27 protein-coding genes and 1 tRNA gene are annotated in these 23067 nt (G+C 68.8%); 23 read left to right on the top strand and 5 right to left on the bottom strand.

The window, feature by feature from the left end:
- The 14 genes from B4E30_RS16600 to B4E30_RS09035 form a co-directional block, all read left to right on the top strand.
- The coding region (locus tag B4E30_RS16600) for a DnaB-like helicase C-terminal domain-containing protein (protein WP_414683201.1) at positions 1 to 111 on the top strand (111 nt) is incomplete at its 5' end.
- Positions 112 to 413: 302 nt separating this feature from the next.
- On the top strand, positions 414 to 623 hold the full coding sequence (locus B4E30_RS09095) for a heavy-metal-associated domain-containing protein (protein WP_067119704.1): 210 nt from the start codon (positions 414 to 416) through the stop codon (positions 621 to 623).
- Entirely contained in the window at positions 623 to 1585 is a 963-nt protein-coding gene (locus tag B4E30_RS09090) for a heavy metal-binding domain-containing protein (protein ID WP_067119702.1), read from the top strand. Before B4E30_RS09095 ends, B4E30_RS09090 begins: the two co-directional genes overlap by 1 nt.
- A 35-nt stretch (positions 1586 to 1620) precedes the next feature.
- Complete coding sequence (locus B4E30_RS09085; protein WP_067119698.1) at positions 1621 to 3894, top strand: heavy metal translocating P-type ATPase; 2274 nt, start codon at positions 1621 to 1623, stop codon at positions 3892 to 3894.
- Between the two features lie 49 nt (positions 3895 to 3943).
- Positions 3944 to 4186: a YHS domain-containing protein gene (locus B4E30_RS09080; RefSeq protein WP_067119694.1), complete on the top strand. Its 243-nt coding sequence runs from the start codon at positions 3944 to 3946 to the stop codon at positions 4184 to 4186.
- 55 nt (positions 4187 to 4241) lie between these two features.
- Positions 4242 to 4538 carry a metal-sensitive transcriptional regulator gene (locus B4E30_RS09075; protein WP_067119691.1) on the top strand — a complete coding sequence of 99 codons (297 nt, stop codon included), beginning with the start codon at positions 4242 to 4244 and terminating at the stop codon, positions 4536 to 4538.
- A 55-nt stretch (positions 4539 to 4593) separates the two neighbouring features.
- Positions 4594 to 5745, top strand: a complete 1152-nt coding sequence (locus tag B4E30_RS09070) for an FAD-dependent oxidoreductase (RefSeq protein ID WP_067119688.1) — start codon at positions 4594 to 4596, stop codon at positions 5743 to 5745.
- Complete coding sequence (locus B4E30_RS09065; RefSeq protein WP_286794867.1) at positions 5742 to 6989, top strand: MFS transporter; 1248 nt, start codon at positions 5742 to 5744, stop codon at positions 6987 to 6989. The genes B4E30_RS09070 and B4E30_RS09065 overlap by 4 nt, the downstream gene beginning before the upstream one ends.
- Positions 6986 to 8506 carry a multicopper oxidase family protein gene (locus B4E30_RS09060; protein WP_101305190.1) on the top strand — a complete coding sequence of 507 codons (1521 nt, stop codon included), beginning with the start codon at positions 6986 to 6988 and terminating at the stop codon, positions 8504 to 8506. Before B4E30_RS09065 ends, B4E30_RS09060 begins: the two co-directional genes overlap by 4 nt.
- A gap of 143 nt (positions 8507 to 8649) precedes the next feature.
- Positions 8650 to 8862 (top strand): YHS domain-containing protein, encoded by a 213-nt coding sequence (locus tag B4E30_RS09055; RefSeq protein ID WP_067121084.1) that lies wholly within the window; start codon positions 8650 to 8652, stop codon positions 8860 to 8862.
- A 62-nt stretch (positions 8863 to 8924) separates the two neighbouring features.
- Positions 8925 to 10130 (top strand): FAD-dependent oxidoreductase, encoded by a 1206-nt coding sequence (locus B4E30_RS09050; RefSeq protein ID WP_067121082.1) that lies wholly within the window; start codon positions 8925 to 8927, stop codon positions 10128 to 10130.
- Positions 10131 to 10148: 18 nt separating this feature from the next.
- The gene (locus B4E30_RS09045) at positions 10149 to 12323 is read left to right on the top strand and encodes a heavy metal translocating P-type ATPase (RefSeq protein ID WP_067121080.1); all 2175 of its coding nucleotides are present in this window, start codon (positions 10149 to 10151) and stop codon (positions 12321 to 12323) included.
- Between the two features lie 18 nt (positions 12324 to 12341).
- The gene (locus B4E30_RS09040) at positions 12342 to 12656 is read left to right on the top strand and encodes a metal-sensitive transcriptional regulator (protein WP_067121078.1); all 315 of its coding nucleotides are present in this window, start codon (positions 12342 to 12344) and stop codon (positions 12654 to 12656) included.
- A gap of 58 nt (positions 12657 to 12714) precedes the next feature.
- Positions 12715 to 12785 (top strand) — tRNA-Cys (locus tag B4E30_RS09035).
- A 29-nt stretch (positions 12786 to 12814) separates the two neighbouring features.
- On the opposite strand, the gene B4E30_RS09030 is transcribed toward B4E30_RS09035, so the two are convergent.
- The 3 genes from B4E30_RS09030 to B4E30_RS09020 form a co-directional block, all read right to left on the bottom strand.
- A complete protein-coding gene (locus B4E30_RS09030; RefSeq protein WP_082914452.1) occupies positions 12815 to 13654 on the bottom strand; it encodes a F510_1955 family glycosylhydrolase in 840 nt (279 codons plus the stop codon).
- Between the two features lie 71 nt (positions 13655 to 13725).
- On the bottom strand, positions 13726 to 14337 hold the full coding sequence (locus B4E30_RS09025) for a DUF305 domain-containing protein (RefSeq protein ID WP_067121076.1): 612 nt from the start codon (positions 14335 to 14337) through the stop codon (positions 13726 to 13728).
- A gap of 79 nt (positions 14338 to 14416) precedes the next feature.
- Complete coding sequence (locus B4E30_RS09020) at positions 14417 to 14842, bottom strand: DUF6153 family protein (protein ID WP_067121074.1); 426 nt, start codon at positions 14840 to 14842, stop codon at positions 14417 to 14419.
- Between the two features lie 129 nt (positions 14843 to 14971).
- Here B4E30_RS09020 and B4E30_RS09015 point away from each other — a divergent pair, with 129 nt between their 5' ends.
- Positions 14972 to 15358: a four-helix bundle copper-binding protein gene (locus tag B4E30_RS09015; protein WP_067121088.1), complete on the top strand. Its 387-nt coding sequence runs from the start codon at positions 14972 to 14974 to the stop codon at positions 15356 to 15358.
- A gap of 45 nt (positions 15359 to 15403) precedes the next feature.
- On the opposite strand, the gene B4E30_RS09010 is transcribed toward B4E30_RS09015, so the two are convergent.
- Positions 15404 to 16345, bottom strand: a complete 942-nt coding sequence (locus B4E30_RS09010) for a cation diffusion facilitator family transporter (RefSeq protein WP_067121073.1) — start codon at positions 16343 to 16345, stop codon at positions 15404 to 15406.
- Between the two features lie 93 nt (positions 16346 to 16438).
- On the opposite strand from B4E30_RS09010, the gene B4E30_RS09005 reads away from it, so the two are divergent.
- Genes B4E30_RS09005 through B4E30_RS08995 form a run of 3 tightly spaced genes read left to right on the top strand, consistent with a single transcriptional unit; the run spans position 16439 to position 18693 of the window.
- Positions 16439 to 17044, top strand: a complete 606-nt coding sequence (locus tag B4E30_RS09005) for a TetR/AcrR family transcriptional regulator C-terminal domain-containing protein (protein ID WP_067121071.1) — start codon at positions 16439 to 16441, stop codon at positions 17042 to 17044.
- Between the two features lie 48 nt (positions 17045 to 17092).
- Positions 17093 to 17473, top strand: a complete 381-nt coding sequence (locus tag B4E30_RS09000) for an ArsR/SmtB family transcription factor (protein WP_067121069.1) — start codon at positions 17093 to 17095, stop codon at positions 17471 to 17473.
- Positions 17470 to 18693, top strand: a complete 1224-nt coding sequence (locus B4E30_RS08995) for an MFS transporter (RefSeq protein WP_101305188.1) — start codon at positions 17470 to 17472, stop codon at positions 18691 to 18693. The genes B4E30_RS09000 and B4E30_RS08995 overlap by 4 nt, the downstream gene beginning before the upstream one ends.
- A gap of 320 nt (positions 18694 to 19013) precedes the next feature.
- On the opposite strand, the gene B4E30_RS08990 is transcribed toward B4E30_RS08995, so the two are convergent.
- Complete coding sequence (locus tag B4E30_RS08990; protein WP_005052795.1) at positions 19014 to 19364, bottom strand: hypothetical protein; 351 nt, start codon at positions 19362 to 19364, stop codon at positions 19014 to 19016.
- Between the two features lie 117 nt (positions 19365 to 19481).
- Here B4E30_RS08990 and B4E30_RS08985 point away from each other — a divergent pair, with 117 nt between their 5' ends.
- The 5 genes from B4E30_RS08985 to B4E30_RS08965 all read left to right on the top strand — a co-directional run.
- Positions 19482 to 19898 carry a MurR/RpiR family transcriptional regulator gene (locus tag B4E30_RS08985; protein WP_165801295.1) on the top strand — a complete coding sequence of 139 codons (417 nt, stop codon included), beginning with the start codon at positions 19482 to 19484 and terminating at the stop codon, positions 19896 to 19898.
- Entirely contained in the window at positions 19814 to 20404 is a 591-nt protein-coding gene (locus B4E30_RS08980) for an SIS domain-containing protein (RefSeq protein ID WP_005052796.1), read from the top strand. The genes B4E30_RS08985 and B4E30_RS08980 overlap by 85 nt, the downstream gene beginning before the upstream one ends.
- Before the next feature lie 102 nt (positions 20405 to 20506).
- Entirely contained in the window at positions 20507 to 21340 is an 834-nt protein-coding gene (locus B4E30_RS08975; RefSeq protein WP_005052797.1) for an extracellular solute-binding protein, read from the top strand.
- Positions 21337 to 22167 carry a tyrosine-protein phosphatase gene (locus B4E30_RS08970; RefSeq protein ID WP_005052798.1) on the top strand — a complete coding sequence of 277 codons (831 nt, stop codon included), beginning with the start codon at positions 21337 to 21339 and terminating at the stop codon, positions 22165 to 22167. Before B4E30_RS08975 ends, B4E30_RS08970 begins: the two co-directional genes overlap by 4 nt.
- 18 nt (positions 22168 to 22185) lie before the next feature.
- Positions 22186 to 23067, top strand: an 882-nt coding sequence (locus B4E30_RS08965) for a phosphodiesterase (RefSeq protein ID WP_286794851.1), incomplete at its 3' end; no start/stop codon positions are given.

Genomic DNA, 23067 nt, shown 5'->3' with positions numbered 1-23067 from the left:
GGCGAAGCGGACCTGATCGTCGCCAAGCACCGAAACGGCCCCACCGACACGATCACCGTCGCCTTCCAGGGCCACTTCTCCCGCTTCACCGACATGGCACCTGAGGTCTGAGTCCCTGTAGGGATTTTTCTAAAATGTCCATTTCGCAGATGAAGTGTCCACGTGGTGTCCATATGGACATTTCGGTCGGGTGGTTCGGGTGATCTCTCCTGCAGCAAGGGGATAGCTGCTGGGCGGGAGACGTAATTCACGCACAGGCGGCCGGTTCGAGGCGGTAGGTCTCACGCGATGCCACAAACAAATCTGAGCATGGACACCACGATTTCCTCAGTACTCCGGAATACCCTAGGGGGGTAGGGGTGTTAGGGTGGGTGTCGCCGATTCTGGCGCATCACCGACGGAAGGAAACCATCATGGCCACCAGCGAGTACCAGGTCACCGGCATGACGTGCGGACACTGCGAGATGTCCATCCGTGAAGAGGTCTCCCAGATCCCCGGCGTGGACGAGATCCAGGTGAGCGCCCAGACCGGCAAGCTCGTCGTGTCTTCCACCAGTGCTCTGGATGACGCCGCCGTGCTGGCCGCGGTCGACGAGGCTGGTTACTCCGCGGTGCGCGCCTGATGAACGCTGCGGGACGACTCAGCCTGTATGGCGCCGGCGTCGTCGTGGCTTTCGGCGGGGCGTTCGGCATCGCGGCAGCTGTCGTCCCGGACAGCGCCGTCGCCAACTGGACGGCCGCGGCTGACGACAGCTCGATGGCCGATCACGCCGGCATGACCGGCGAGGACACCGCCGAGACCGCCACCATCCCCGGCGTCTCCCTCTCCGGTTACGGATACGAACTCAGCCCGATCGCCGCGCCCACCGGAACGGGCGAGTCAGGCGAGTTGAGCTTCCAGATCCTCGACGCTGACGGGACTGCGCTGACCGCGTACGAGTCCTCGCATGAGAAGGACCTGCACCTGATCGTGGTGCGCACCGATGGAACCCAGTTCCGGCACGTGCACCCCACGCTCGACGAGGCCACCGGCACCTGGACGACCTCCTGGGAGTGGACCGAAGCCGGCAGCTACCGGATCTATGCCGACTTCGTGCCGGACGTCGCCGACGGCCCCGACAAGGTCACCCTGACCCGCACGGTCGACGTCGCGGGCGCGTTCACCCCGAACCCGGCGACCGCCACGTCGACGACAAGCGAGGTCGACGGGTACACGGTCACCCTCGATGGGGACCTGACCGCGGGGGAGAGCTCCGAGCTAACCTTGTCGGTCACCCGTGACGGGCAGCCAGTCACCACCCTGCAGCCGTACCTTGGGGCCTTCGGGCACCTCGTCGCGCTGCGCGATGGGGACCTGGCCTACCTGCACGTGCACGCCGAAGGCGACGACCCGCAGGACGGCGACACCGCCGGACCCGACATCCGATTCGCGGCCGAGGCGCCTACCACCGGCCGGTACCTGCTCTACCTCGACTTCCAGGTCGACGGGCAGGTCCACACCGCCGAGTTCGTCGTGGACGCCGGGCACGGCACCGGCGACACGGACACGGACGACACACACAGCGACACGGGCGACGGTCACTGACCGCCCCGCGGTGATCTGAGAGAAGAAGGAACACCATGAGCACCACAGCCCCCGCAGAACAGACCGCGGACTCCGCCGTCGAACTCCAGATCGGCGGGATGACCTGCGCCTCCTGCGCGATGCGGATCGAGAAAAAGCTGAACAAGCTCGACGGCGTCGCCGCCACGGTCAACTACGCCACCGAGAAGGCGAAGGTCACCATCCCCGCCGGATACGACCCGGCCCTGCTGATCGCCGAGGTCGAGAAGACCGGCTACAGCGCGGCGCTTCCGGCCCCGAAGAAGGCCAAGAACGACACCGCCGAGGGCGGGGACGCGGACGATGCCGACCCGGAGCTGACCAGCCTCCGCAATCGGCTCATCGTCTCCATCGTCCTGAGCGTCCCGGTCATCGCGATGGCGATGGTCCCCGCCCTGCAGTTCACCTACTGGCAGTGGGCGTCGTTGGCGCTGGCGGCGCCGGTCATCGTGTGGGCGGCGTTCCCGTTCCACAAGGCGGCGTGGGCGAACCTCAAGCACGGCACCGCGACGATGGACACGCTCATCTCGATGGGCACGACCGCCGCGTTCCTGTGGTCGCTGTACGCGCTGTTCTTCGGCACCGCCGGCACCCCCGGGATGACGCACCCGTTCGAGCTCACCCTCGCCCCCTCGGAAGGAGCCGCGAACATCTACCTCGAAGTCGCCGCCGGGGTGACGATGTTCATCCTCGCCGGCCGCTACTTCGAGAAGCGGTCCAAGCGTCAGGCCGGCGCCGCGCTGCGCGCGCTGCTCGAGCTCGGCGCGAAGGAAGTATCCGTGCTGCGCGACGGGGTGGAGACGAAGATCCCGGTCGAGGACCTGCAGGCGGGGGACGAGTTCATCGTCCGCCCGGGCGAGAAGATCGCCACCGACGGTGTCGTGGTTTCCGGCACGTCCGCCGTGGACGCCTCCATGCTCACCGGCGAATCCGTCCCGGTCGAGGTCGCCGAAGGCGACCCCGTCACCGGAGCCACGGTGAACGCCGGCGGACGCTTGGTAGTTCGCGCCACTCGGGTCGGCTCGGACACGCAGCTGGCGCAGATGGCCAAGCTCGTCGAGGACGCCCAGACCGGAAAGGCTGAGGTGCAGCGCCTGGCCGACAAGATCTCCGGCGTGTTCGTCCCGATTGCGATCCTCATCGCCGTCGTCGCGATGGGGGCATGGTTGGGTGCCGGGTTCCCTGTCGCTGCCGCGTTCACCGCCGCCGTCGCCGTGCTGGTCATCGCGTGCCCGTGCGCCCTGGGTCTTGCCACGCCGACCGCGCTGCTGGTCGGCACCGGCCGCGGCGCGCAGATGGGCATCCTGATCAAGGGCCCGGAAGTGCTGGAATCCACCCGCAAGGTCGACACCGTCGTGCTCGATAAGACCGGCACCGTCACCACCGGCAAGATGACCCTGGTCAACGTCGTCACCGAGCCGGGCACCGATGCGGACGAGCTACTCCGCCTCGCCGGTGCACTCGAAGACGCCTCCGAGCACCCCATCGCGCAGGCGATCGCGAAGGGCGCCACCCAGCAGACCGGCACCCTCCCCACCGTGGAAGGGTTCACGAACCTGGAAGGCAAGGGCGTGCAGGGTGTCGTCGACGGACACGCACTCATCGTCGGCCGGGAATCGCTGCTGGCCGAGTGGTCGCTGCGCCTGAGCGCCGAGGTTGCCGCCGCGAAGGCGCAGGCCGAAAGCGAAGGCAAGACCGTCGTCGCCGTCGGATGGGATGGTGCCGCTCGCGGCATCCTCATCGTCGCCGACACCGTCAAGCCGACCAGCAAGGAGGCCATCGCCCAGCTCAAGGCACTCGGCCTGACTCCGGTGCTGCTCACCGGCGACAACGAGGCGGTCGCCCGCCAGATCGCCGCCGAGGTCGGTATCGACCAGGTCATCGCCGAAGTCCTCCCGAAGGACAAGGTCGATGTCGTCACCCGCCTCCAAGGCGAGGGAAAGGTCGTCGCGATGGTCGGAGACGGTGTCAACGACGCCCCCGCGCTCGCGCAGGCCGACCTCGGCTTGGCGATGGGAACCGGCACCGACGTCGCGATCGAGGCCTCGGACATCACCCTGGTCCGCGGCGACCTGCGCAGCGCCGCTGACGCGATCCGGCTGTCCCGCAAGACCCTCGGCACTATCAAGACCAACCTGTTCTGGGCCTTCGCCTACAACACGGCCGCGATCCCGGTCGCAGCCCTCGGTCTCCTCAACCCGATGCTCGCCGGTGCCGCCATGGCACTGTCCAGCGTGTTCGTCGTGGGCAACAGCCTGCGTCTGCGCGGATTCAAGAGCATCGCCCGCTGACCGGGCAACCCGGCAGCACCTACCACCCACATCGGAAGGAACACCACCCATGTCCAGCTGTTGCAGCACCAGCGCCCCCGCCCCCGGCGGCCGTGAGAACCTCCTCGACGCCGCCGGTGGCGCCGACATGACCACCTGCCCCGTGATGGAGGGCACCCCGGTCAACAAGGCCACCGCCGTGGCGGCCGGCCTGTTCCGCGACTACGAGGGCGAGCGGTACTACTTCTGCTGCGCCGGCTGCGGTCCCGCGTTCGACGCGGACCCGGCCCGCTACGCCGCCGCCATGGCCTGAGCCTCACTCCCGGTGCCCACACACCCCGTGCGGGCACCGGGAGACCGGACCCTTCATGACCTCCACCATCGCGGCCGCCCGCGAACCGGGCTACATCACCGACCCCCGCACCTACCGGAACCGGCTGCGCCGTCTGGAAGGGCAGATTCGCGGGCTCACCGGGATGATCGAGCAGGAACGCCCCTGCATCGATACCCTCACCCAGATCTCCGCCACCCAACGCGCGCTCCAGGGTGTCGGTCTCGCCCTGCTGACGGACTACCTGCGCCACGCGCACGCCACCGGCACCCTCACCGACGACACCGTCCTTGATGCCGCCTCGACCGCGATCACCCAGCTGATCCGGTCCTGACCCTGCCCTCCTCGCAGCGCCGCGACCCCCGTACCCCGGAAGCGAACTGCACCTCATGCCCACCCACCATGTCCTCATCCTCGGGGCAGGAGCAGCCGGCGTCGCCGCCGCAACAGCCCTCGCCCGCCACGAGGACATCCACGTCACCCTGGTCGGCAGAACCCACGAGACCCCGTACATCCGGATGCACATCACCGGCGTCGCGTTCGGTCCCACCTTGCCCGAGACCATCCACGCGCCGCTCCCGCCCGTCACCGTGCTGGCAGACACCGCCACCCACCTCGACCCGATCAGCCGCATCGTGCACCTCGCCTCCGGCGCACAGTTGCGCTACGACGCGGTCATCATCGCCACCGGCAGCCGCCCGGACACCCTCACCCCGGGCCTGCCCGGGCGGCACACTCCCGCTGCACGGCACCAGGTCGTCACCCTGCACAGCATCCAGGACGCCCAACAGATCCGAGAACACCTCACCCGCACCGCCGGGCCGTCCCGGGTCGCGATCTACGGCGGCGGATTCACCGGCGCGGAGACCGCGTCCGCACTCCACGCCGCCGGACATCACGTCGCCCTCATCAGCCGCTCCCGCATCCCCGGGCGGGCCTCCTTCGGCGCGCAGATCGCCGCCCACATCACCGGCATCCATCGCGGCAAAATCACCACATTCCTGGGCCGCACGATCACCGCCGTCCGTGACAGGAGCCCGCTGCTGGGGATCACCCTGGATGACACCACCACGCTCTCCGCCGACCTGCTCATCACCGCCCTCGGCAACGCCCCCACCGCACCGGGACCGTTCTCTTCCGGGGTGCCTGTCGATGACCGGCTGCGGAGCACTGCCCCGCACGTGTACGCGGCCGGCAGCACCGCCATACACCGCGACGACCACCTCGGGATCTGGCGCCTGGATCACTGGGCCGACGCGGCCGCGCAAGGACAGCACGCCGCCGCCGCGGTGCTCCACGACCGCACCGGCGCCGCCGACCCGGGACCCTACCGTCCTCGTAGCTCCTACACGTCACTGATCCACGGCACCGCCATCACCGGCATCGGGTACACCATGACGCCCGCCACCGAAGGACAGGGCCCAGGACCCGGCACCCTCGTCACGCACACGCTCAACGGTGCTCTGGTGGGGGTGAGCGGTGTCGACGCGGTCGCCACCGTCCACGAAACCGCCCAGCACCTGCACGAGAGCGCCGCATGACCGCCGCCACCCCTGTGACCCCGGCCACTCGTGCCCGCGGCGGGTTCTGTCTCGCCGTGACCGGCACCGTCGTGCTAATGGCGGCCGCGTCGGCGCCTTCCCCGTTCTACCCGCAACTCACCGAGCAGCTCCAGCTGCCCCCGGTGGCCACCACTCTTATCTTCGCGATCTACGCCATCCCGCTGCTGCTCGCACTGCTGACGCTCGGGTCGCTTTCTGACCGGGTCGGGCGTCGCGGCATCCTCACCGTCGGATCGGTGGCCCTGTCGGTGAGCCTGCTGATGTTCTGGGCCGCCGATTCCTTCCTGCTGCTGCTCGCCGCCCGCGCCCTGCAAGGCCTGGCGGCGGGACTGCTGGTCCCGGTTCTGAACGCCATGATGGTCGACCACGAACCCTCCCGCTGGCTGGGGGCGGCCGCGCTGGCCAACACCGTGGCCCCCATGGCCGGTCTCGGGCTCGGGGCGCTCACCGCCGCTGGACTGCTGGACCTACCCGGCATCGACGCGGGCACCATCTTTCTGCTCCTCGCCGCGGTGTTCCCTCTCCTCGCCGCCACCGCCTGGACCATTCCCACCCCACCCGTCCTTCCCGGGGACGCGGGACCGGACCCACGGGCCCGGCGGGTCTCGGCGGCGACGCGGCGGCGGATCATCGTCTCGGTCGCCCCCGCCATCATCGCCGGGTGGGTCACCAACGGTCTGTTCCTCGCCCTGGGACCGGGGATCATCGCCACCCGGTTCCACGCCGACACCTACCTGCACCAGGCCGGGTCCATCATCATCCTCGCCGCGGCCGGGGTGGTCGCCGCCACCGCACTGCAGGGGGCCACCGCCCGGCGGATCAGCGTGTTCGGGGCCGTGTCTCTCGGCGCAGGCACCGTGCTCAGCCTCGCCGCGCTGGCCGTGCCAACTCTGCCCGGGTACCTCGCCAGTTTCGCGGTCGTGGGTGCCGGGTTCGGGACTGCCTTCATGGGCGCGATGCGCACCCTGCTGCCGCACGTCGACCCCGGGCAGCGCGCCACCGTTATGGCCGTGATCTACACGATCTCCTACCTCGCGATGTCCGTCCCCGTCGTGCTGGCCGGCTTCCTCGTCCCCGCTCTCACCCTCCCTGGAGCCGCGGCCGTGTTGGGGGGAGTGGTGGTGCTGCTCAGCATCACCGCCACCCTCACCCACCTGCGCACCCCCACGGAGCTCACACCGCCCGCCACGCAACATCGACCGAAAGGGACCCGCCGACCATGACCGCCCCCGCGCCCCGCCGTTCCCCCCACCTCACCCGGCGACGCTTCCTCGCCCTCGGCGCCACCGCCGCCGCGGTTGGAGCTCTGGCCGCCTGCACCCCCACCCCCGCCTGGGTCAGCCCGACGGGAGCGGCCGTCGACCGCACCGAACGGGGCCGTGGCGGCACCGGCCGCGTGGTCACCGCGACGCTGACGGCGGCGGCGGCGACCCTCGATCTGGCAGGAACACCCGCGTCCACGTTCTCCTACGGCAGCATCCCCGGGCCTGTCCTGCGCGTCCAGGCAGGAGACACCCTGCAGGCCACCCTGCGCAACACCCTCCCCGTCGACACGTCCGTGCACTGGCACGGCCTGGCACTCCGCAACGACATGGACGGCGTCCCCCCACTCACCCAGACCGCGACCCGCCCCGGCGAGTCGTTCCAATACGAGTTCATCGCCCCCGACCCCGGTACGCACTGGTTCCACCCGCACGTCGGCGCCCAGCTGGACACCGGCCTATACGGGGTGCTCATCGTCGAAGACCCGAATGAGCCGCTGCGCTACGACGACGAATGGGTCATCGTCCTCGACGACTGGCTGGACGGGGTCACCGCCACCCCCGACGCGGTGCTCGAGCAGCTGCGAGAAGGAATGGGCGACATGGGCGGGCACGGCGACATGTTCATGCGGATGGGGAACATGCTGATGGGCGCCGACTCCGACCTACTCGGCGGCGACGCCGGCGACGTGTACTACCCGCACTACCTGATCAACGGCAAACCCGCCGCCGACCCCGCCCAATTCACCGGCACGCCCGGCACGCGGGTACGGATCCGGCTGATCAACGCCGGCGGCGACACCGCGTTCCGCGTCGCCATCGGCGGGCACCGGCTGACCGTCACCCACACCGACGGGTTCCCCGTCGACCCGGTCGCTGCCGATAGCGTCCTGGTGGGAATGGGGGAACGCTACGACGTGATCGTCACCCTGGGCGACGGTGCGTTCCCCCTGGTGGCGGAGGCCGAAGGCAAGCGGGAACGCGGCTTCGCCATCATCCGCACCGGCAGCGGACAGGCGCCCACCCCGGACGCGGACATCGCCGAACTGGGCGAAGGCCGCGTCGTCGCGGTGGCGAGCATGCTCTTCGCCGCACCCGAGGTCACCCTCGACCGTCGTGACGTGGACCGCACCCTCGACCTCACCCTCACCGGCAGCATGGCCAATTACGACTGGGGGTTCAACGGCACCCAGTTCGACATGCACAACCCGTTGCGCGGCGCGCACGCACTGGTCGCGGGGGAACGGGTGCGGCTGCGGGTGACGAACGACACCGACATGTGGCACCCCTTCCACCTGCACGGCCACACCTATCAGCACGCCGGTGGCGGCCCCCGCAAAGACACCTCCATCGTGCTGCCGAACCAAACCCTCGACCTCGAGTTCGACGCCGACAACCCCGGCCAATGGATGACCCACTGCCACAACATCTACCACGGCGAAGCCGGGATGATGACCGTGCTCGCCTACCGCCCCTGAGCACCAGCAGTCCAGGGAATACACGCCACACCCCACCTGTTGTCATACCCGTACAGGGTATAGCCTGGAGGGGTTCGGACGCAGACAAACGAGGCAGCGACGACGGCTGCCGCCCCGGACCCACATCACGGAGAGCAACGGATATGAGCCACGACCATCACCACGAAGCACCCGCCGGCACCCCCGCCGATGACATCGTCACCTGCCCGGTGATGCCCGGCAGCACCGTCAGCAAGAGCACCGCGGAAGCCCAAGGCCTCTACCGGGACTACGACGGGCAGCGGTACTGGTTCTGCTGCTCCGCCTGCGGCCCCCTCTTCGACGCCGACCCCGCCAAGTACGCCACGGCCGCCTAACCGACCACAGGCCGGGGATACCGGTCACCAGCCCCCACATTCGCGAGACGCAAGGAGCAACATTGTCACCCCAGAAGGTCCTCATCCTGGGAGCCGGCGCCGCCGGCGCGGCCGCGGCGCGCGTTCTTCACGGTTCCGGCACGGTGAGCGTCACCCTCGTCGACCGCACCGGACAGGCCCCGTACAACCGCACCCTGGTCAACAAGGGGGTCGCGATCGGGCTGCTCACCCCGGAACAGGTCGTCACCCCCGGGGTGGAGGTCATAAGTGACACCGCGGTCGAGGTCGACCCACAGGGAAAGACCGTGCGGCTCGCATCCGGCCGGATCGAACCGTACGACGCGCTCCTCCTCGCCACCGGCAGCACCCCCCGCTTGCTGCCGGACACGCTGCCCGGCCTGACCGCCGCCACGGAGGCAGGACGGGTCACCACCCTGCACTCCCTGGAAGACGCGGTCGCCGTCCGCGACCTCCTGGGCACGCTTGGCCGCCCCGCGCAGATCGTCATCTCCGGTGCCGGTCTGGTCGCGGCCGAGACCGCCACGCTGCTCCGCGACCGTGGACATCAGGTCACCCTCCTCGCCCGCGCGACCACCCCCGGGGTCAGCGTGTTCGGCGCCGGCGCCGCGGAGCGCCTCGCCGCCGCGCACCGGGAGCACGTGGACGTCGCGTTCGGCCGCACCCTCACCGCCGTCACTGACACCGGCACACAGCTCGAGCTCGCCTTGGACGACACCACACAGCTGACGGCGGATCTGCTGATCATCGCCCACGGAACCACCCCGACCGGCCCCGCCCCTTGGGAAGACGGGGTCATCGTGGACGGGAAGCTGCGCACCGCCACCCCCGGCGTCTACAGCGCCGGCGGGGTCGCCGCACACTATGACACCACCCTGGGCGCCTGGCGCATCGATCACTGGTCGGACGCGGCCGCGCAGGGTGAACATGCCGCACGCACCATGCTCGCCGACCTCGGCGCCGGCACCCACCCGGGCGACTACCAGCCCCGCGCCCCCTTCACGGCAACCGTGCACGGCATGATGGTCGCCGGTGCCGGGATCACCGGGGGTCACACCTCCGCACGCATCGACACTACCGACCCGCTCCTGGTCGTCCACGAGCATGACGGTGTCCCCGTCGGGGTGCTCGGGCTGGACGCCGTGCCCGCGGTGTTCGGGTGGATGCCGAACCTTCATACTCCTGCCGCGACCGATCCGCAGGACCTCGCCTCCGCGGGAACCGCGACGGCAGACTCACACCAACGCTAGGCACAGGGAAGTGAACCGATGACTGACCCGCACGCACACCACACCGACCACCCCACCGGCAAGGCCGCCACCGCCACCGGGGGAGACACCCGCCACGGCGACCACACCCCCGAGCCGCCCACCCAGCACGACACCCACACCGGCCACGGCACGCAGGCCAGCCACGGGGACCACGCAGGTCACGATGGTGGTGGCCACGGCGGCGGGCACGGTGGGCACGGGGATCACGTCGGCCAGTTCCGGCGACTGTTCTGGATCAACCTGATCATCGCCGTCCCGGTCGTGGCGTTCTCCCCGATGTTCGCGATGATCCTCGGCTACACCGTCCCCGACTGGGCACTGTTCATCGCCCCCGTCCTCGGCACCGTCATGTACGCGTGGGGCGGGTGGCCGTTCCTGACCGGTGCGGTCAGCGAACTCCGCTCCCGCAAACCCGGCATGATGCTGCTGATCGGTCTGGCCATCACGGTCGCGTTCTTCGCGTCCTGGGGCGCCACCCTGGGCCTGCTGCACCACGAGCTGGAGTTCTGGTGGGAGCTGGCGCTGCTGATCGTGATCATGCTGCTCGGTCACTGGATCGAGATGCGCTCCCTCGCCCAGACCAGCTCCGCGCTGGACACCCTCGCGGCGCTGCTCCCGGATGAGGCAGAGCGCGTCGAAGGGGACCAGATCGTCAAGGTCTCACCCGCCGACCTGCAGGTCGGGGACGTGGTGGTGGTCCGCCCCGGCGGCAGCGTCCCCGCCGACGGGAAGATCGTCGACGGCCGCGCCGACATGGACGAGTCCATGGTCACCGGTGAATCCCGCCCCGTCGCCCGCGGCACTGGCGACCCCGTTACCGCGGGCACCGTCGCCACAGACTCCGGCCTTCGCGTGGAGGTCACCGCCACGGGGGATGAGACCACCCTCGCGGGTATTCAGCGGCTGGTCACGGAGGCACAGAACTCGTCCTCTCGGGCGCAGCGGATCGCCGACAAGGCGGCGGCGCTGCTGTTCTGGTTCGCGCTGGGCGCCGCCGCGATCACCGCGGTGGTGTGGACTGTCGTCGGCAATCCCGATGCGGCGGTCGTGCGCACCATCACCGTGCTGGTCATCGCCTGCCCGCACGCGCTGGGCCTGGCGATCCCGCTGGTGGTGTCCATCGCCACTGAGCGCGCCGCCCGTGGCGGGGTGTTGGTGAAGGACCGGCTCGCGCTCGAGAGCATGCGCACCGTCGACACCGTGCTGTTCGACAAGACCGGCACCCTCACCAAGGGCGAGCCCACCGTCTCCGCCGTGGAACCGGTCGGTGACCTGGACGCTGACCAGGTGCTCGCGATCGCCGCGGCGGCCGAGGCCGACAGTGAGCACCCGCTCGCTAGGGCCATCGTTCGCGCCGCGAAGGACAAGAACCTGACCCTGCCGAAGGCGACCGGGTTTTCCTCTTCCCCGGCGGTCGGTGTCACCGCGACCGTCGACGGTGCGGAGATCCGTGTCGGCGGTCCCCGTCTGCTCGAGGACGTCGGTGCCAGCGAGGTCGACACGGCGGACGCGTGGCGTAGCGAGGGCGCGATCATCCTGCACGTGACCCGGGACGGAAAAGTCATCGGCGGGCTCAAGCTCGCCGACGAGATCCGCCCCGAGTCCCGTGAAGCCGTCGATGCCCTGCACAAGCTGGGTGTCCAGGTGGTCATGATCACCGGCGACGCCGAAGCCGTCGCGAACGCCGTCGGCGCCGAGCTGGGCATCGACCGGGTCTTCGCGCACGTGCGCCCGGAGGACAAGTCCAGCAAGGTCGCCGAGCTGCAGAAGGAGGGCCGCAAGGTCGCGATGGTGGGCGACGGCGTCAACGACGCCCCCGCCCTCGCGCAGGCCGACGTCGGCATCGCGATCGGCGCCGGCACCGACGTCGCGATCGCGTCCGCCGGGGTCATCCTCGCGAGCTCCGACCCGCGCAGTGTGCTGTCGGTGATCCAGCTGTCGCGTGCGGCGTACCGGAAGATGAAGCAGAATCTGTGGTGGGCTGCCGGGTACAACCTGATCTCCGTGCCGCTCGCCGCCGGCGTGCTCGCCCCCATCGGGTTCGTCCTGCCGATGTCGATCGGTGCGATCCTGATGTCCCTGTCCACCGTCGTGGTCGCCCTGAACGCGCAGCTGCTGCGCCGCATCGACCTCAGCCCCGAAGCCAGCACCCGCGCAGCGCTGGACAGCTAAACCCGAAGGAACCCGGCCATGACCACACCCGCACCCGACACCGCTCACGCCCCCCACGGGTACATCACCGACAAAGACCGATACCTGAACCGGCTCAAGCGGATCGAAGGTCAAGCGCGGGGCATCTCGAAGATGGTCGATGAAGAGAAGTACTGCATCGACATCCTCACCCAGATCAGCGCTCTGACCAGCGCCCTGCAGGCCGTGGCCGTCGGGCTGCTTGACGACCACCTGAAACACTGCGTGCTCGACGCGGCGCGCATGGAGGGTGACCAGGCGGAGCAGAAGATCAAGGAAGCCAGCGACGCGATCGCCCGTCTGGTCCGGTCCTAACCGGACCAGACGGGCGATCCCACGCTGCTGCGTCCACGTCCCCGGTAAGGGGACACTCGGTGCCTTGGCCGAGCGGTCAGGCAACGGCCTGCAAAGCCGTCTAGACGGGTTCGACTCCCGTAGGCACCTCGCATACGGCCCGTCGCGTGCCCGGCGGGCTATCCGGGCAGAATCGTGATGCCGCTGGTCTCGTCGACGATCACGATGCGGCCCGCGGCGTCCATACCGACCGCCTGCACCCGGCCGTCCACGCGACCTGCCGGCTCCCAGCTCGCGGCACCGGCTCCGGTCACCCAAATCTGCCCATCGGTGCCGACACCGACCACCTGAGTCCGGTCGGCCGCAGCCCCCAACGTGTACAGCAGCGGCGCTTCGGGCCACGCCGCGAAGGACGCACCGCCGTCCGTGCTGATCTGCACACCCTCTTCGGTGGCCGCGATCACCCGTCCGCGACCGTCGACGGCGAGACTGGCCGCTACCAGATCCGCACCGGTAGGTTCCCAGGTCAGCCCGGCGTCGTCGCTGCGGATCACGTCGCTGACGTCCGTGGCGATGGCGTACACCGTGTCATCGGCGCCGGCGGCGAGGGCGTGGAAGTCTTTCTCCCCACCGAACACCACCGACTCCCAACTCACCCCTGCGTCGGTGCTGCGCATCACGCCCAGGTTCGGTGCCCCCCACTCGGCGGGGCTTCCGGGGCCGGGGTGACCGGACGCGATCAGTGTCTGCGAAGTGGCGGTGAGTCCCATCGCGTCGAAGCTGTCCGTGCTGACCCGGCCACCCCACTCCCCGGTGTCGGTGACCTCGTAGATGCCTTCATGCGTTCCCAGGAGAAGCTGGTCAGTGTCCGGGGCGACGACCACCGCGTGGACATGGCTCGGTACCCCGGTGCGCCCGTCCCCAGCCGGCGGCGACGTCGGAGTGTCCGCGCACCCCGCCAGCATCAGGAGGGCGGAAGCAGCGGCGCCCGCCGCCAGTGTCTTCGTATGGACGTGCATACGCGTACCTCCGCGTTCGAAGAGTGGGGGCACCGCGCATGGCAGCGGCGCCCCCACTCGACGGATCGGGCTCAGAGCTGGCCGAGCAGATCCTGCATGGTCTCGATCTCCGCGGACTGTGTATCGACCACGGCTTGCGCGAGCGCCAACGCGTCCGCGTTCTTCCCGTTGGCGAGTTCGGTCTCGGCCATCTCGATCGCCCCCTGGTGGTGGGCGATCATCTGCTCCAGGAACAGGGGTGCCGCCTCGGCCCCGGACGCCGACTCCAGCGCCGCCATGTCCTCGTCAGACATCATCCCGCCGCCGTGCTCCATCTCACCCATGTCCATGTCGTCACTGGACACGCCCCACTCGGCGAGCCATCCCTGCATCGTCTCGATCTCCGGCTGCTGGGCGTCCTTGATCTGCTGAGCCAGATCCAGCACCCGCTGATCAACGTCGCTCTTGGCGAGGATCATGTCGCTCATCTCGACGGCCTGCTCGTGATGCGGGATCATCATCATCGCGAACATCGAATCCGCCATGTTGAAGTCCGCCTCCGCCGATTCCGACGGGGCCGACGACGACCCACCATGATCCATTCCAGGCATGCTGCCTCCGTTGTCCGCGCAGCCGGCCAGGAACAGCACCGCTGCCAGCGGTACGGCCGCGACCGCTGCCAAACGCATCTTCTTGTTCATCATCAGTCCTCTCAAACACTCGTGAAACCCGCGTACGGGCAATGAACCTCACCCCCGCCCCAGAGGGCAGGGACAGTGCGTGTCACGTTCGGCTGATCGACAGCTCCAGGAGTGAGGGAGGCCGGTCCGGGGCCGGCCGGCACCGCGTCACCGGCGGACGCAATGCATGCCGCTCCCACACAGACGACCATGCGGCGCGGGGGACCAGCAGCACGAGGGCGGCTGCCAGCAACGCCAGCACGCACATCATCATCAGAACGTCATGGCCCCCGCTCGGGCTGCACGACGCGCACGCCTCCGCATCCTCATCGCCGGTCGCGGGCGCCGACGAGTGGTGAGGTGCCCCGCCCGGCATCTCGACATTCTCCGAGGTCGTAGGGGCGGTGTGTCCCGAGGAGATCGTGTGCATCCCCATCAACCCGACGATGACCGCTGCAGCGAAGCACACGGCAACCAGCCACCGCACCGGGTGCGGCAGCCGCAGGCGCAACGCGGACAGGCCGATCATCCCGTCCAGCCTACCGTCCGTACCATACCCCCGCACCGTAACCCAAGGGGGTCGCCGGCATCCGGAACAGCGACGTAACGTAACCCCCTCACCGATTCAAAGGAGAAGGCCGTGACCGTCACCGCCCAAATGTTCGACACCCACCCCCGAGCCAACGACATCGCCAACCGAGACGCGCTCCTGGCCTGTATCGACGCGTGCCTCGAGTGCGGCCAGGCTTGTACGACCTGCGCCGACGCCTGTCTCAGCGAGGAGATGGTCGCCGATCTGACCACCTGCATCCGTCTGAACCAGGATTGCGCCGACCTCTGCGACACCACCGCGCGCCTGCTCTCTCGCCACACCGGCACGGACACCACCGTGCTTCGTGCCGCGCTGGAGGCGTTGCGCGCAGCGTGCGCCGCATGCGCCGCCGAGTGCGACACCCACGCGGACATGCACGAGCACTGCCGGGTCTGCGCCGACGCCTGCCGCCGCTGTGAACAGGCCTGCACTAACCTGCTCGCGACGCTCTGACACCCTTCCTCCGCCGACCGCTACCGCGGCGCTGGGGGGCCCGGCTCAGCGGTGGCGGACAAGGGCTGGCTCGTCCTCGGTGAGGTGCGCGGTCTCGATCTGGAAGGTCGAGTGCTGAATCGACACCGGGAAGTGACCGGCCACGCATTCGCGTACCTCGTGCAACACCTCCGCGGCATGCCCGTCGGTGAAGCACTCATCCTCGACCACCACATGCGCGGTCAGGGTGGGCAGGCCAGTGGCGACCGTCGATGCGTGCAGGTCGTGCACGTCGGTGACGTGTTCGAGCTCAAGGATGTGCCGGCGTACCTCGTCCAAGTCGAGCCCGGCAGGGGTGAACTCCATGAGCACCCGGGTGGTGTCGCGCATCAAAATGATCGCGCGCGGCACGATCAGTCCCGCGATCAGGAGCCCTGCAATCGCGTCGGCCTGCTGGAACCCGGTCGTGGCGATCACAATCGCGGCCACGATCACCCCGAGCGAGCCGAGTGCATCGTTGATCACCTCCAGGAACGCTGCCCGCATATTGAAGTTCGCGCCGCGGCTCGAGGAGAGGATCACGATCGCGATCACATTCGCCGCGAGGCCGACGATGCCGAACACGAGCATCTCTCCCGCGGCGACCTCCGGCGGCTCGAACAGGCGTCGGATACCTTCGACGGCGGCGTAAGTGCCCACCACCAGCAGCAGTGCGGCCTGCCCGAGTGCGGCGATCACCTCGATGCGTCGGAATCCCCAGGTCCGCTTCGGATTAGCCGGCCGCAGCATCAGCGTCGCCGCGATCAGCGCGACCAGCAGACCGGACGCGTCGGTGATCGCGTGTGCGGTGTCCGTCAGCAGCGCCAGGCTGCCGGTGACGATGGAACCGATCGCCTGCGCGATCACGATCGTCGCCGTCAGGCCGAACGCGATCCACAGTCGTGCTCGGTGATCCCCGGGCGCTCCTGCCTCGGTAGTCGGTGCACCGTGGTTGTGACCCGCACCCATGTCCCACTCCTTACTTGGTCAGTGACCAATTTCCTTGATCGGTGACCAAGATACTACAGTGTTGGTCACTGACCAAGCTCGGAGGAGAGACCTGTGGCCGACCGACTATCCCGCCGCGACGTCATCCACGCCGCCTTGGCCCTGCTCGATCGCGGCGGGGCGGACGCCATCACCCTCCGTGGGATCGCCCGACATCTCGACGTTCACCTCAACTCGGTGTCGCTGCAGGTGGGGAGCAAAGCGCGCCTCTTCGACCTGATGGCAGACGCCATTCTCGGCGAGCTCTCCTTCGACGACCTCCCACACCCGCCGATCGACCGGGTCAAAGAGATCTTCCGCCGCTACCGCCAGGTCCTTCTGAACCACCGCGACGGCGCACATCTCGTCTCGGGTACGAGGGTCTCCGAAACCAACACCCTGCGGCTAGGGGAGGCGGTGATTGCCGCGCTGCTCGATGCCGGCGTCGACCCCGACCTCGCCGTCACCACCTTCTGGAGCCTCAACTACCTCGTGGTCGGACTCGTCCACGAAGAACAGACCACCCCCGAGGACGGCGCCCACCGCTTCGAGCAGGAACTCGCCGCACATTCGTTCCCCGCACTCACCAGCGTCCGCGATCTCTTCCTCGACGACAACGCCGCCGCACACCTTGAATTCGGCATGGACGCGCTCCTGCACCGCGCCCGCCACCTCGACTGAGCATCATCGTCAGCGGCGAGCCATCCCTCCATATGGAAGAATCTGCGTATGAATGCAGATAACGTGACATGCGGCCGCGACCCCGACAGCCTCTACGTAGAGCTCGCCGTCGAGGTCTTCGCGATGCTCGCTGACGCCACCCGCGTGCGGATCATCCTCGCGCTCGAGGGAGCCGGGGAGTTGTCCGTGAACCACATCGCCGACATCGTCGACAAGTCACCCGCCGCCGTCTCCCAGCATCTCGCCAAGCTGCGCCTGGCCCGTATGGTCACCACCCGACAAGACGGCACCCGCGTGTTCTACGCCCTCGCCGACGAACACGCGCGCCAGCTGGTCACGGACGCGATCTTCCAAGCCGAGCACTCCCTCGGTGGCGCCGCCCCGCACCACCACGCCGGAGCCGACGCCAGCCGCCCTGTGGCGCCATGATCACCGTCTTACGCAACGGCACCTACCGGGCGCTGTTCTTCGCCCAGGTCATCGCCCTTGTCGGCACCGGCCTGCTCACCGTTGCCCTCGGACTGCTCGCGTTCGAGATCGCCGGAGATGCCGCCGGATCGGTGCTCGGCACCGCGTTGACGATCAAGATGGTCGCCTACGTCGGCGTCGCACCCCTGGTTGCAGCGCTCGTGGACAGGCTCCCCAAGAAGGCCGTTCTGGTCGGCGCCGACGCCGTTCGACTCGCGATCGCGTTCACCCTGCCCTTCGTCCAGGACACCTGGCAGATCTACGTGCTCGTGTTCGTGCTGCAGTCCGCGTCCGCGACCTTCACCCCCGCCTTCCAATCACTCATCCCGAGCGTGCTGCCCGACCCCCAGCAGTACACTCGTGCCCTCGCGCTGTCACGCCTCGCCTACGATCTCGACTCGATCCTCAGCCCCGTCATCGCCGCAGCCCTACTTGCCGTGATCAGCTACAACAACCTGTTCGTGGGCACCGCCGTCGGCTTCGCCGCCTCCGCCACCCTCGTCCTCATCGCCCGCCTTCCCGCACACGTACCCGATGCGTCCACCGGCACGTTCTGGGAGCGGCTGCCAACCGGGCTGCGCGTGTTCGCCCGCACGCCCAGCCTCCGCTTCCTGATGGCCGCCAACGTGGTCGTCGCGGCCGGCACCGCTATCGTCCTGGTCAACTCCGTCGTCTACACCAAAGGCGTGTTCGACCTGGATGACACCGCCCTCGCCCTCGCCCTCGGCGCGTATGGGGTCGGTTCCCTGATCATTGCCCTCAACGTCCCGTGGATCGTCGACCGCATCGGTGTCTTGTGCGCCATGAGCATCGGTGCCTGGACGCTTGTTTCGGGTCTGATCGCGGCCATCGCGATGACGATTATCGCCACGACCACGGGAGAGGGCTGGTGGATGCTGCTTGCCACCTGGGCGTTGCTCGGTGCCAGTACCTCGCTGATTAACACCCCTTCGTCACGGCTTCTAGCCGACGCGTCCACCCCCGCTAACCGCAACCTGGTATACACCGCACAATTCGCACTTTCGCACGGCTGCTTTCTGGTTAGCTACCCGATCGCGGGCTGGCTCGGTGTCATTGGACTGCCCATCGCGGCTAGCGCGCTGCTCGGATTCGCCATCGTCGGCGTTACCGCCTTGGCTGTGCTGTACAAACCAGCAGGTACCGTCGTCACCACTCTGTAAACGATGAGCTGCGAGCACATGTTTCTGGCGGGTGTCGTCAGCTCGAACCGCGATGGACAACTCGAGGAGTAGACACACGCGTTGGACGCGGACACTTTAGCCGCGATTCCTCGGTCTCGTCGAGTCGTCGTGGACATCTCTGAGCGGTTCCTACACCCGTTTGTAGGGATCTTTCTGAAATGTCCATTTCGCAGTTGAAATGTCCACGCGATGTCCATATGGACATTTCGGACGCCGGCCGACCGTCGCGATCATGTGGGCGGCGGTTTCACAGCGCCTCAGCTTCTCTGCTGGATCGCGGCTACGCGATGTCTCCCCTTTCACGTCTGAGTGGCCATCGGTCTGATCGGGCCATGAGCAGGATCAGTTTCGCGCGTCGCCCCCGCCCTCTGGTTCCGCGCTGCGGGCGTCATCGTCGTGGCAGGCTTCTTCGCGTCGTTGGTTACCGGTGTCTGCTGCCCCGGCGCCCCCGCCAGCGGAACATCGACGTGCGGAACGTTCGAGCGCTTGACCGCCGGGATCGACAGATCACGTGGCTCTGGCTCGCACGGACGGTCATCGTAGGCGCCATCGCGGCGCTCGAGGTGGGCGTCTTCGGTCGAGTCACCCTTGGCCGACTTCCTTGCGGGCATGGCACTGTTCGGGAGCTCGAGCGGACGCAGGGAGGTCATGAAATTGCCTTTCGCGGATAGCGGAGGCGATGAACGCTGCGTTCACCTATGGTTGGGGTCGTGGTCGCATTGCGCCCATACGATGTGCGGCGAACCCGAAAGGTGATCACCGGCTACATGAACTCGCCCCTCAACGAGCCGCCGCTCGGCGGAACCATCGACCACATCCTCTCGATCCTGCCGTCGCTCGTACCGAGCGCGCAGCGCGTCGCCCGCATCTGCGCCGAGCGACCCCACGACGTGGTCGACATGTCGGGCGCCGACCTCGCCGAAGCCGCCAACACGTCGCCGGCCACCGTCAGCCGCACCGCCCAGGCGCTGGGGCTGCGCAGCTTTCAGCACCTGCGCATGCTGCTCGTGCGTGACCTCGCCGCCGACGCCACCGCCGCGCCCGACGCACCCGCCGGCACCGAGGGCTTTCTGCGGTGGCTGGCCGAGGGGCGGGTGGGATGCTGCAGACCGCGCTCGCCTCGATCGACCCGGTCGCGTTCGACGCCGCTGCCGACGCCATCGCCCGCGCGCCGCGCCTGCTGATCTCGGGCACCGGCGCCTCGCACGCCGCCGCCCAGGCGTCGGCCGTCGCGTTCGCCGTCAACGGCCGGCCCTGCGAAGCGCCCGCTGACGGCGTGGTCGCCCACCTCACCGCCCGCGTGCTCGCCCCCGGTGATGTGTGCCTCATCGTCAGCTCGAGTGGCGCCAACTCGGTGACCCTCGCGGTTGCGGACGCCGCCGTCGACGCCGGCGCCACCGTGATCGGGGTCACGAGCTTCGCCCGTACCCCGCTCACCACCCGCGCCGACCACCTGCTCGTCGCCGGTGCGCGCTTCCAGGCGTGGGATCAAGGCATTCTCGGCAGCGGGCTCGTACAGCTGCTCGTGCTCAACGCCCTGCAGATCGCCGTCGCCGACCGCATGAGCGACGCCGCCGACCGCGCGCGCCTCGCGGTGCGCGAAGAGGTGCTCGACATCGTCGCCGACGACGGCTCCGACGCCGAGGCATCCGACGTGCCAGACGTTATCGACCACGGCGATGGGCGTTGACACTCCGTTTGCAGGAAATTCACTTTCCTCGATTGCAATAGCTCTGCAAGCGGATTTCGCGGGAAGGCCCCGGTTCGTCAGGTCGCTTGCAGAAGGCGACTCATGGGAACGATCCAGCTCTCTGGTGTCGGTCGCTCCTTCAAGAGCACCGCCGCCGTCAGTGATATCGACCTGATCATCGAAGACGCCGCCGCGCAGATCACCGAGTCCACCGGTGCCCCCTCGATGAGCGCGTCGTGCGTGATCACCGGCGGCAGCTGGTGCATGCAGGGCCTCTTCCTCTCGAACGGCGCCCAGGTGCTGAGCGATGACCGCACGACGATCGAGTTCGGCTCGGACGCCGCGATCGATACGGTCGCGACCTTCACCGAGATGTACGAGGACGGCGTGCTCACCAACGAGGACTTCACCAGCCAGTACGAGGCGTTCGCGCAGGGGAAGACCGCGATCCACGTCAACAGCTCGGCCCTGCAGGGCGCGTTCATGATGGGCGCCGAGGCCGGTGGCTGGACCCTCGACGCTCACACCCTGCCCGCGTTCGGAGACCAGGCGGTCGTGCCCACCAACTCGGGCTCGTTCCTCGCGATGTTCGCCACCGACCCCGCCAAGCAGGCCGCCGCGTGGGAGCTCATGCAGTTCATGACCAGCCCCCGCGCCTACGAGATCATCTCGACCCAGATCGGGTACCTACCGCTGCGCAGCAGCATGGCCGACGAGGGCGGACCGCTCTATGACTGGGTCGAAGCCAACCCGCTCGTGAAGCCCAACCTCGAGCAGCTCGACGCGCTCGAGCCGTGGGTGTCGTACCCCGGCGACAGCTACGCCCAGGTCGACCAGGTGCTCGCCACCGCCATCGAAGACGCGGTCTTCTACGGCGCCGACCCGGCCGCCACTATGACCGAGGCCGCCGAGCGCGCGCAGGGGCTGATCGAATGACCATCGACCTCGACCTGACGCCTTCGGCGACGGATGCCGCGGCCGCTTCGTCGCCGGATGCCGCGACCGCGGCGCCTCGTGAGCGTCGCCACGCCGTGGCCGGCCTCTACAACCTGCGCGACACCGGCGGCTACCGTGCAGCCGGCGGCACCAGCCGGTGGGGCAAGCTGCTGCGGTCAGATGCTCTGCACCGCATCGACGCGACCGGTCGCGACCGGCTGGCCGAGATCGGCGTCGCCCACATCATCGACCTGCGCGGCGGCGACGAGCGCGCCACAGCGCCGAGCGCGGTCGACGGGCTCGAGGTCACCGTGCACCACCTGCCCGTGTTCGACGACGCCGACCCGGCCGCGCAGGCCACCACGCACGTCGGACTCGTGCCCGTCTACGACCACATCGTCGACGAGCGCGGGGCGCAGCTGGTCGACGCGATCCGGGTGATCATCGCGGCTGACGACGACGACGCGGTGCTCGTGCACTGCACCGCCGGCAAAGACCGCACCGGTCTCGTCGTGGCCTTCGCGCTCGCCGCCGCCGGGGTCGACCGCGACGACGTCGTGGCCGACTACGCCGCCACCGCCGAGAACCTGCGCGGCGAGTGGTCAGACGCGATGACCGCCGTCTTCGAACAGCGCGGCATCGAACTGACCGCGGGAATGGTCGAACTCATCACCGAGAGCCCCGCCGAGGTGCTCGAGGCGCTGCTCGAGCGCATCGACCGCGAGCACGGGTCGATCAGCGCCTACCTCCTCGCCCACGGACTCACCCCCACCGAGCTCGAGCGTCTCACCGCCGTGATCATCGACCCCGCCGCCACCGCGGTCTGATCGGAAGGAACACACACCATGTCGCACATCGCGAGCCAGCATCCCGCTCCCGAGCACTTCATCCTGCATGTCTCTGACACCCACTTCGTGGGCGACGGCGACCTGCTGCACGAGCGCATCGACAGTGACAAGAACCTCGCAGAGCTGTTCGACGGCTTCACCAAGGCCAACGCCCGCCCCGAAGCGATCGTGTTCACCGGCGACCTCGCCGACACCGGCCGCCCCGACGCCTACGAGCGCCTGCGGGCCATCGTCGAGCCCGCCGCCGAGAAGCTCGGTGCCCAGGTGATCTGGGTGATGGGCAATCACGACGAGCGCGTCGCGTTCCGCCGCGGCCTGCTCGACGAGGAGGCCGACCAGTCCGAGCCCGTCGACCGCGTCTACGACGTCAACGGTCTGCGCATCATCGCGCTCGACTCGACGGTGCCCGGGCAGCACCACGGCGAGATCAGCGACGAGCAGTTGGCGTGGCTGCGCCGCGAGCTCGAAGTCCCCGCGCCCGACGGCACCCTCATCGCGCTGCACCACCCGCCCGTGCCGAGCCCGATCGGGCTCATCGCCCTGGTCGAGCTGCGCGACCAGGAGCGCCTCGCCGAGGTCATCCGGGGCACCGACGTGCGCGGCATCCTGGGCGGTCACCTGCACTACTCGACCACCAGCACGTTCGCGGGCGTGCCCGTGTCGGTCGCGTCGGCGACCTGCTACACGCAGGACCTCGCCGTCGCCTACCCCGGTGCCCGCGGCCAGGACGGCGGCCAGTCCTACAACCTCGTGCACGTCTACGGCGACCGGGTGCTGCACTCCGTCGTGCCGATCGGGCAGTTCCCGACCGTCTACGAGATGACTCCCGAGATGCTCGAGGCGTTCATGAACATGACCCCCGACGAGCAGCTCGCCGCC

Origin of the sequence: Microbacterium sp. UBA3394, from assembly GCF_002358725.1 — a bacterium.
Lineage (GTDB): Bacteria > Actinomycetota > Actinomycetes > Actinomycetales > Microbacteriaceae > Microbacterium > Microbacterium luteum.
The sequence above is the reverse complement of the archived record's forward strand: the minus strand, read 5'-3'. Positions and strand labels throughout refer to the sequence as shown.

What these genes read in the sequence shown, in the direction of transcription:
- B4E30_RS09095 (WP_067119704.1), top strand. Translation starts at nt 414, where the DNA reads ATGGCCACCAGCGAGTACCAGGTCACCGGCATGACGTGCGGACACTGC.
- B4E30_RS09010 (WP_067121073.1), bottom strand. Translation starts at nt 16,345, where the DNA reads ATGGGTGCGGGTCACAACCACGGTGCACCGACTACCGAGGCAGGAGCG.
- B4E30_RS08980 (WP_005052796.1), top strand. Translation starts at nt 19,814, where the DNA reads ATGCTGCAGACCGCGCTCGCCTCGATCGACCCGGTCGCGTTCGACGCC.
- B4E30_RS09085 (WP_067119698.1), top strand. Translation starts at nt 1,621, where the DNA reads ATGAGCACCACAGCCCCCGCAGAACAGACCGCGGACTCCGCCGTCGAA.
- B4E30_RS09000 (WP_067121069.1), top strand. Translation starts at nt 17,093, where the DNA reads ATGAATGCAGATAACGTGACATGCGGCCGCGACCCCGACAGCCTCTAC.
- B4E30_RS09030 (WP_082914452.1), bottom strand. Translation starts at nt 13,654, where the DNA reads ATGCACGTCCATACGAAGACACTGGCGGCGGGCGCCGCTGCTTCCGCC.
- B4E30_RS08975 (WP_005052797.1), top strand. Translation starts at nt 20,507, where the DNA reads ATGGGAACGATCCAGCTCTCTGGTGTCGGTCGCTCCTTCAAGAGCACC.
- B4E30_RS09055 (WP_067121084.1), top strand. Translation starts at nt 8,650, where the DNA reads ATGAGCCACGACCATCACCACGAAGCACCCGCCGGCACCCCCGCCGAT.
- B4E30_RS08995 (WP_101305188.1), top strand. Translation starts at nt 17,470, where the DNA reads ATGATCACCGTCTTACGCAACGGCACCTACCGGGCGCTGTTCTTCGCC.
- B4E30_RS09015 (WP_067121088.1), top strand. Translation starts at nt 14,972, where the DNA reads ATGTTCGACACCCACCCCCGAGCCAACGACATCGCCAACCGAGACGCG.
- B4E30_RS09025 (WP_067121076.1), bottom strand. Translation starts at nt 14,337, where the DNA reads ATGATGAACAAGAAGATGCGTTTGGCAGCGGTCGCGGCCGTACCGCTG.
- B4E30_RS08990 (WP_005052795.1), bottom strand. Translation starts at nt 19,364, where the DNA reads ATGACCTCCCTGCGTCCGCTCGAGCTCCCGAACAGTGCCATGCCCGCA.
- B4E30_RS09065 (WP_286794867.1), top strand. Translation starts at nt 5,742, where the DNA reads ATGACCGCCGCCACCCCTGTGACCCCGGCCACTCGTGCCCGCGGCGGG.
- B4E30_RS09020 (WP_067121074.1), bottom strand. Translation starts at nt 14,842, where the DNA reads ATGATCGGCCTGTCCGCGTTGCGCCTGCGGCTGCCGCACCCGGTGCGG.
- B4E30_RS08970 (WP_005052798.1), top strand. Translation starts at nt 21,337, where the DNA reads ATGACCATCGACCTCGACCTGACGCCTTCGGCGACGGATGCCGCGGCC.
- B4E30_RS09090 (WP_067119702.1), top strand. Translation starts at nt 623, where the DNA reads ATGAACGCTGCGGGACGACTCAGCCTGTATGGCGCCGGCGTCGTCGTG.
- B4E30_RS09045 (WP_067121080.1), top strand. Translation starts at nt 10,149, where the DNA reads ATGACTGACCCGCACGCACACCACACCGACCACCCCACCGGCAAGGCC.
- B4E30_RS09080 (WP_067119694.1), top strand. Translation starts at nt 3,944, where the DNA reads ATGTCCAGCTGTTGCAGCACCAGCGCCCCCGCCCCCGGCGGCCGTGAG.
- B4E30_RS09040 (WP_067121078.1), top strand. Translation starts at nt 12,342, where the DNA reads ATGACCACACCCGCACCCGACACCGCTCACGCCCCCCACGGGTACATC.
- B4E30_RS08985 (WP_165801295.1), top strand. Translation starts at nt 19,482, where the DNA reads ATGAACTCGCCCCTCAACGAGCCGCCGCTCGGCGGAACCATCGACCAC.
- B4E30_RS09060 (WP_101305190.1), top strand. Translation starts at nt 6,986, where the DNA reads ATGACCGCCCCCGCGCCCCGCCGTTCCCCCCACCTCACCCGGCGACGC.
- B4E30_RS09070 (WP_067119688.1), top strand. Translation starts at nt 4,594, where the DNA reads ATGCCCACCCACCATGTCCTCATCCTCGGGGCAGGAGCAGCCGGCGTC.
- B4E30_RS09075 (WP_067119691.1), top strand. Translation starts at nt 4,242, where the DNA reads ATGACCTCCACCATCGCGGCCGCCCGCGAACCGGGCTACATCACCGAC.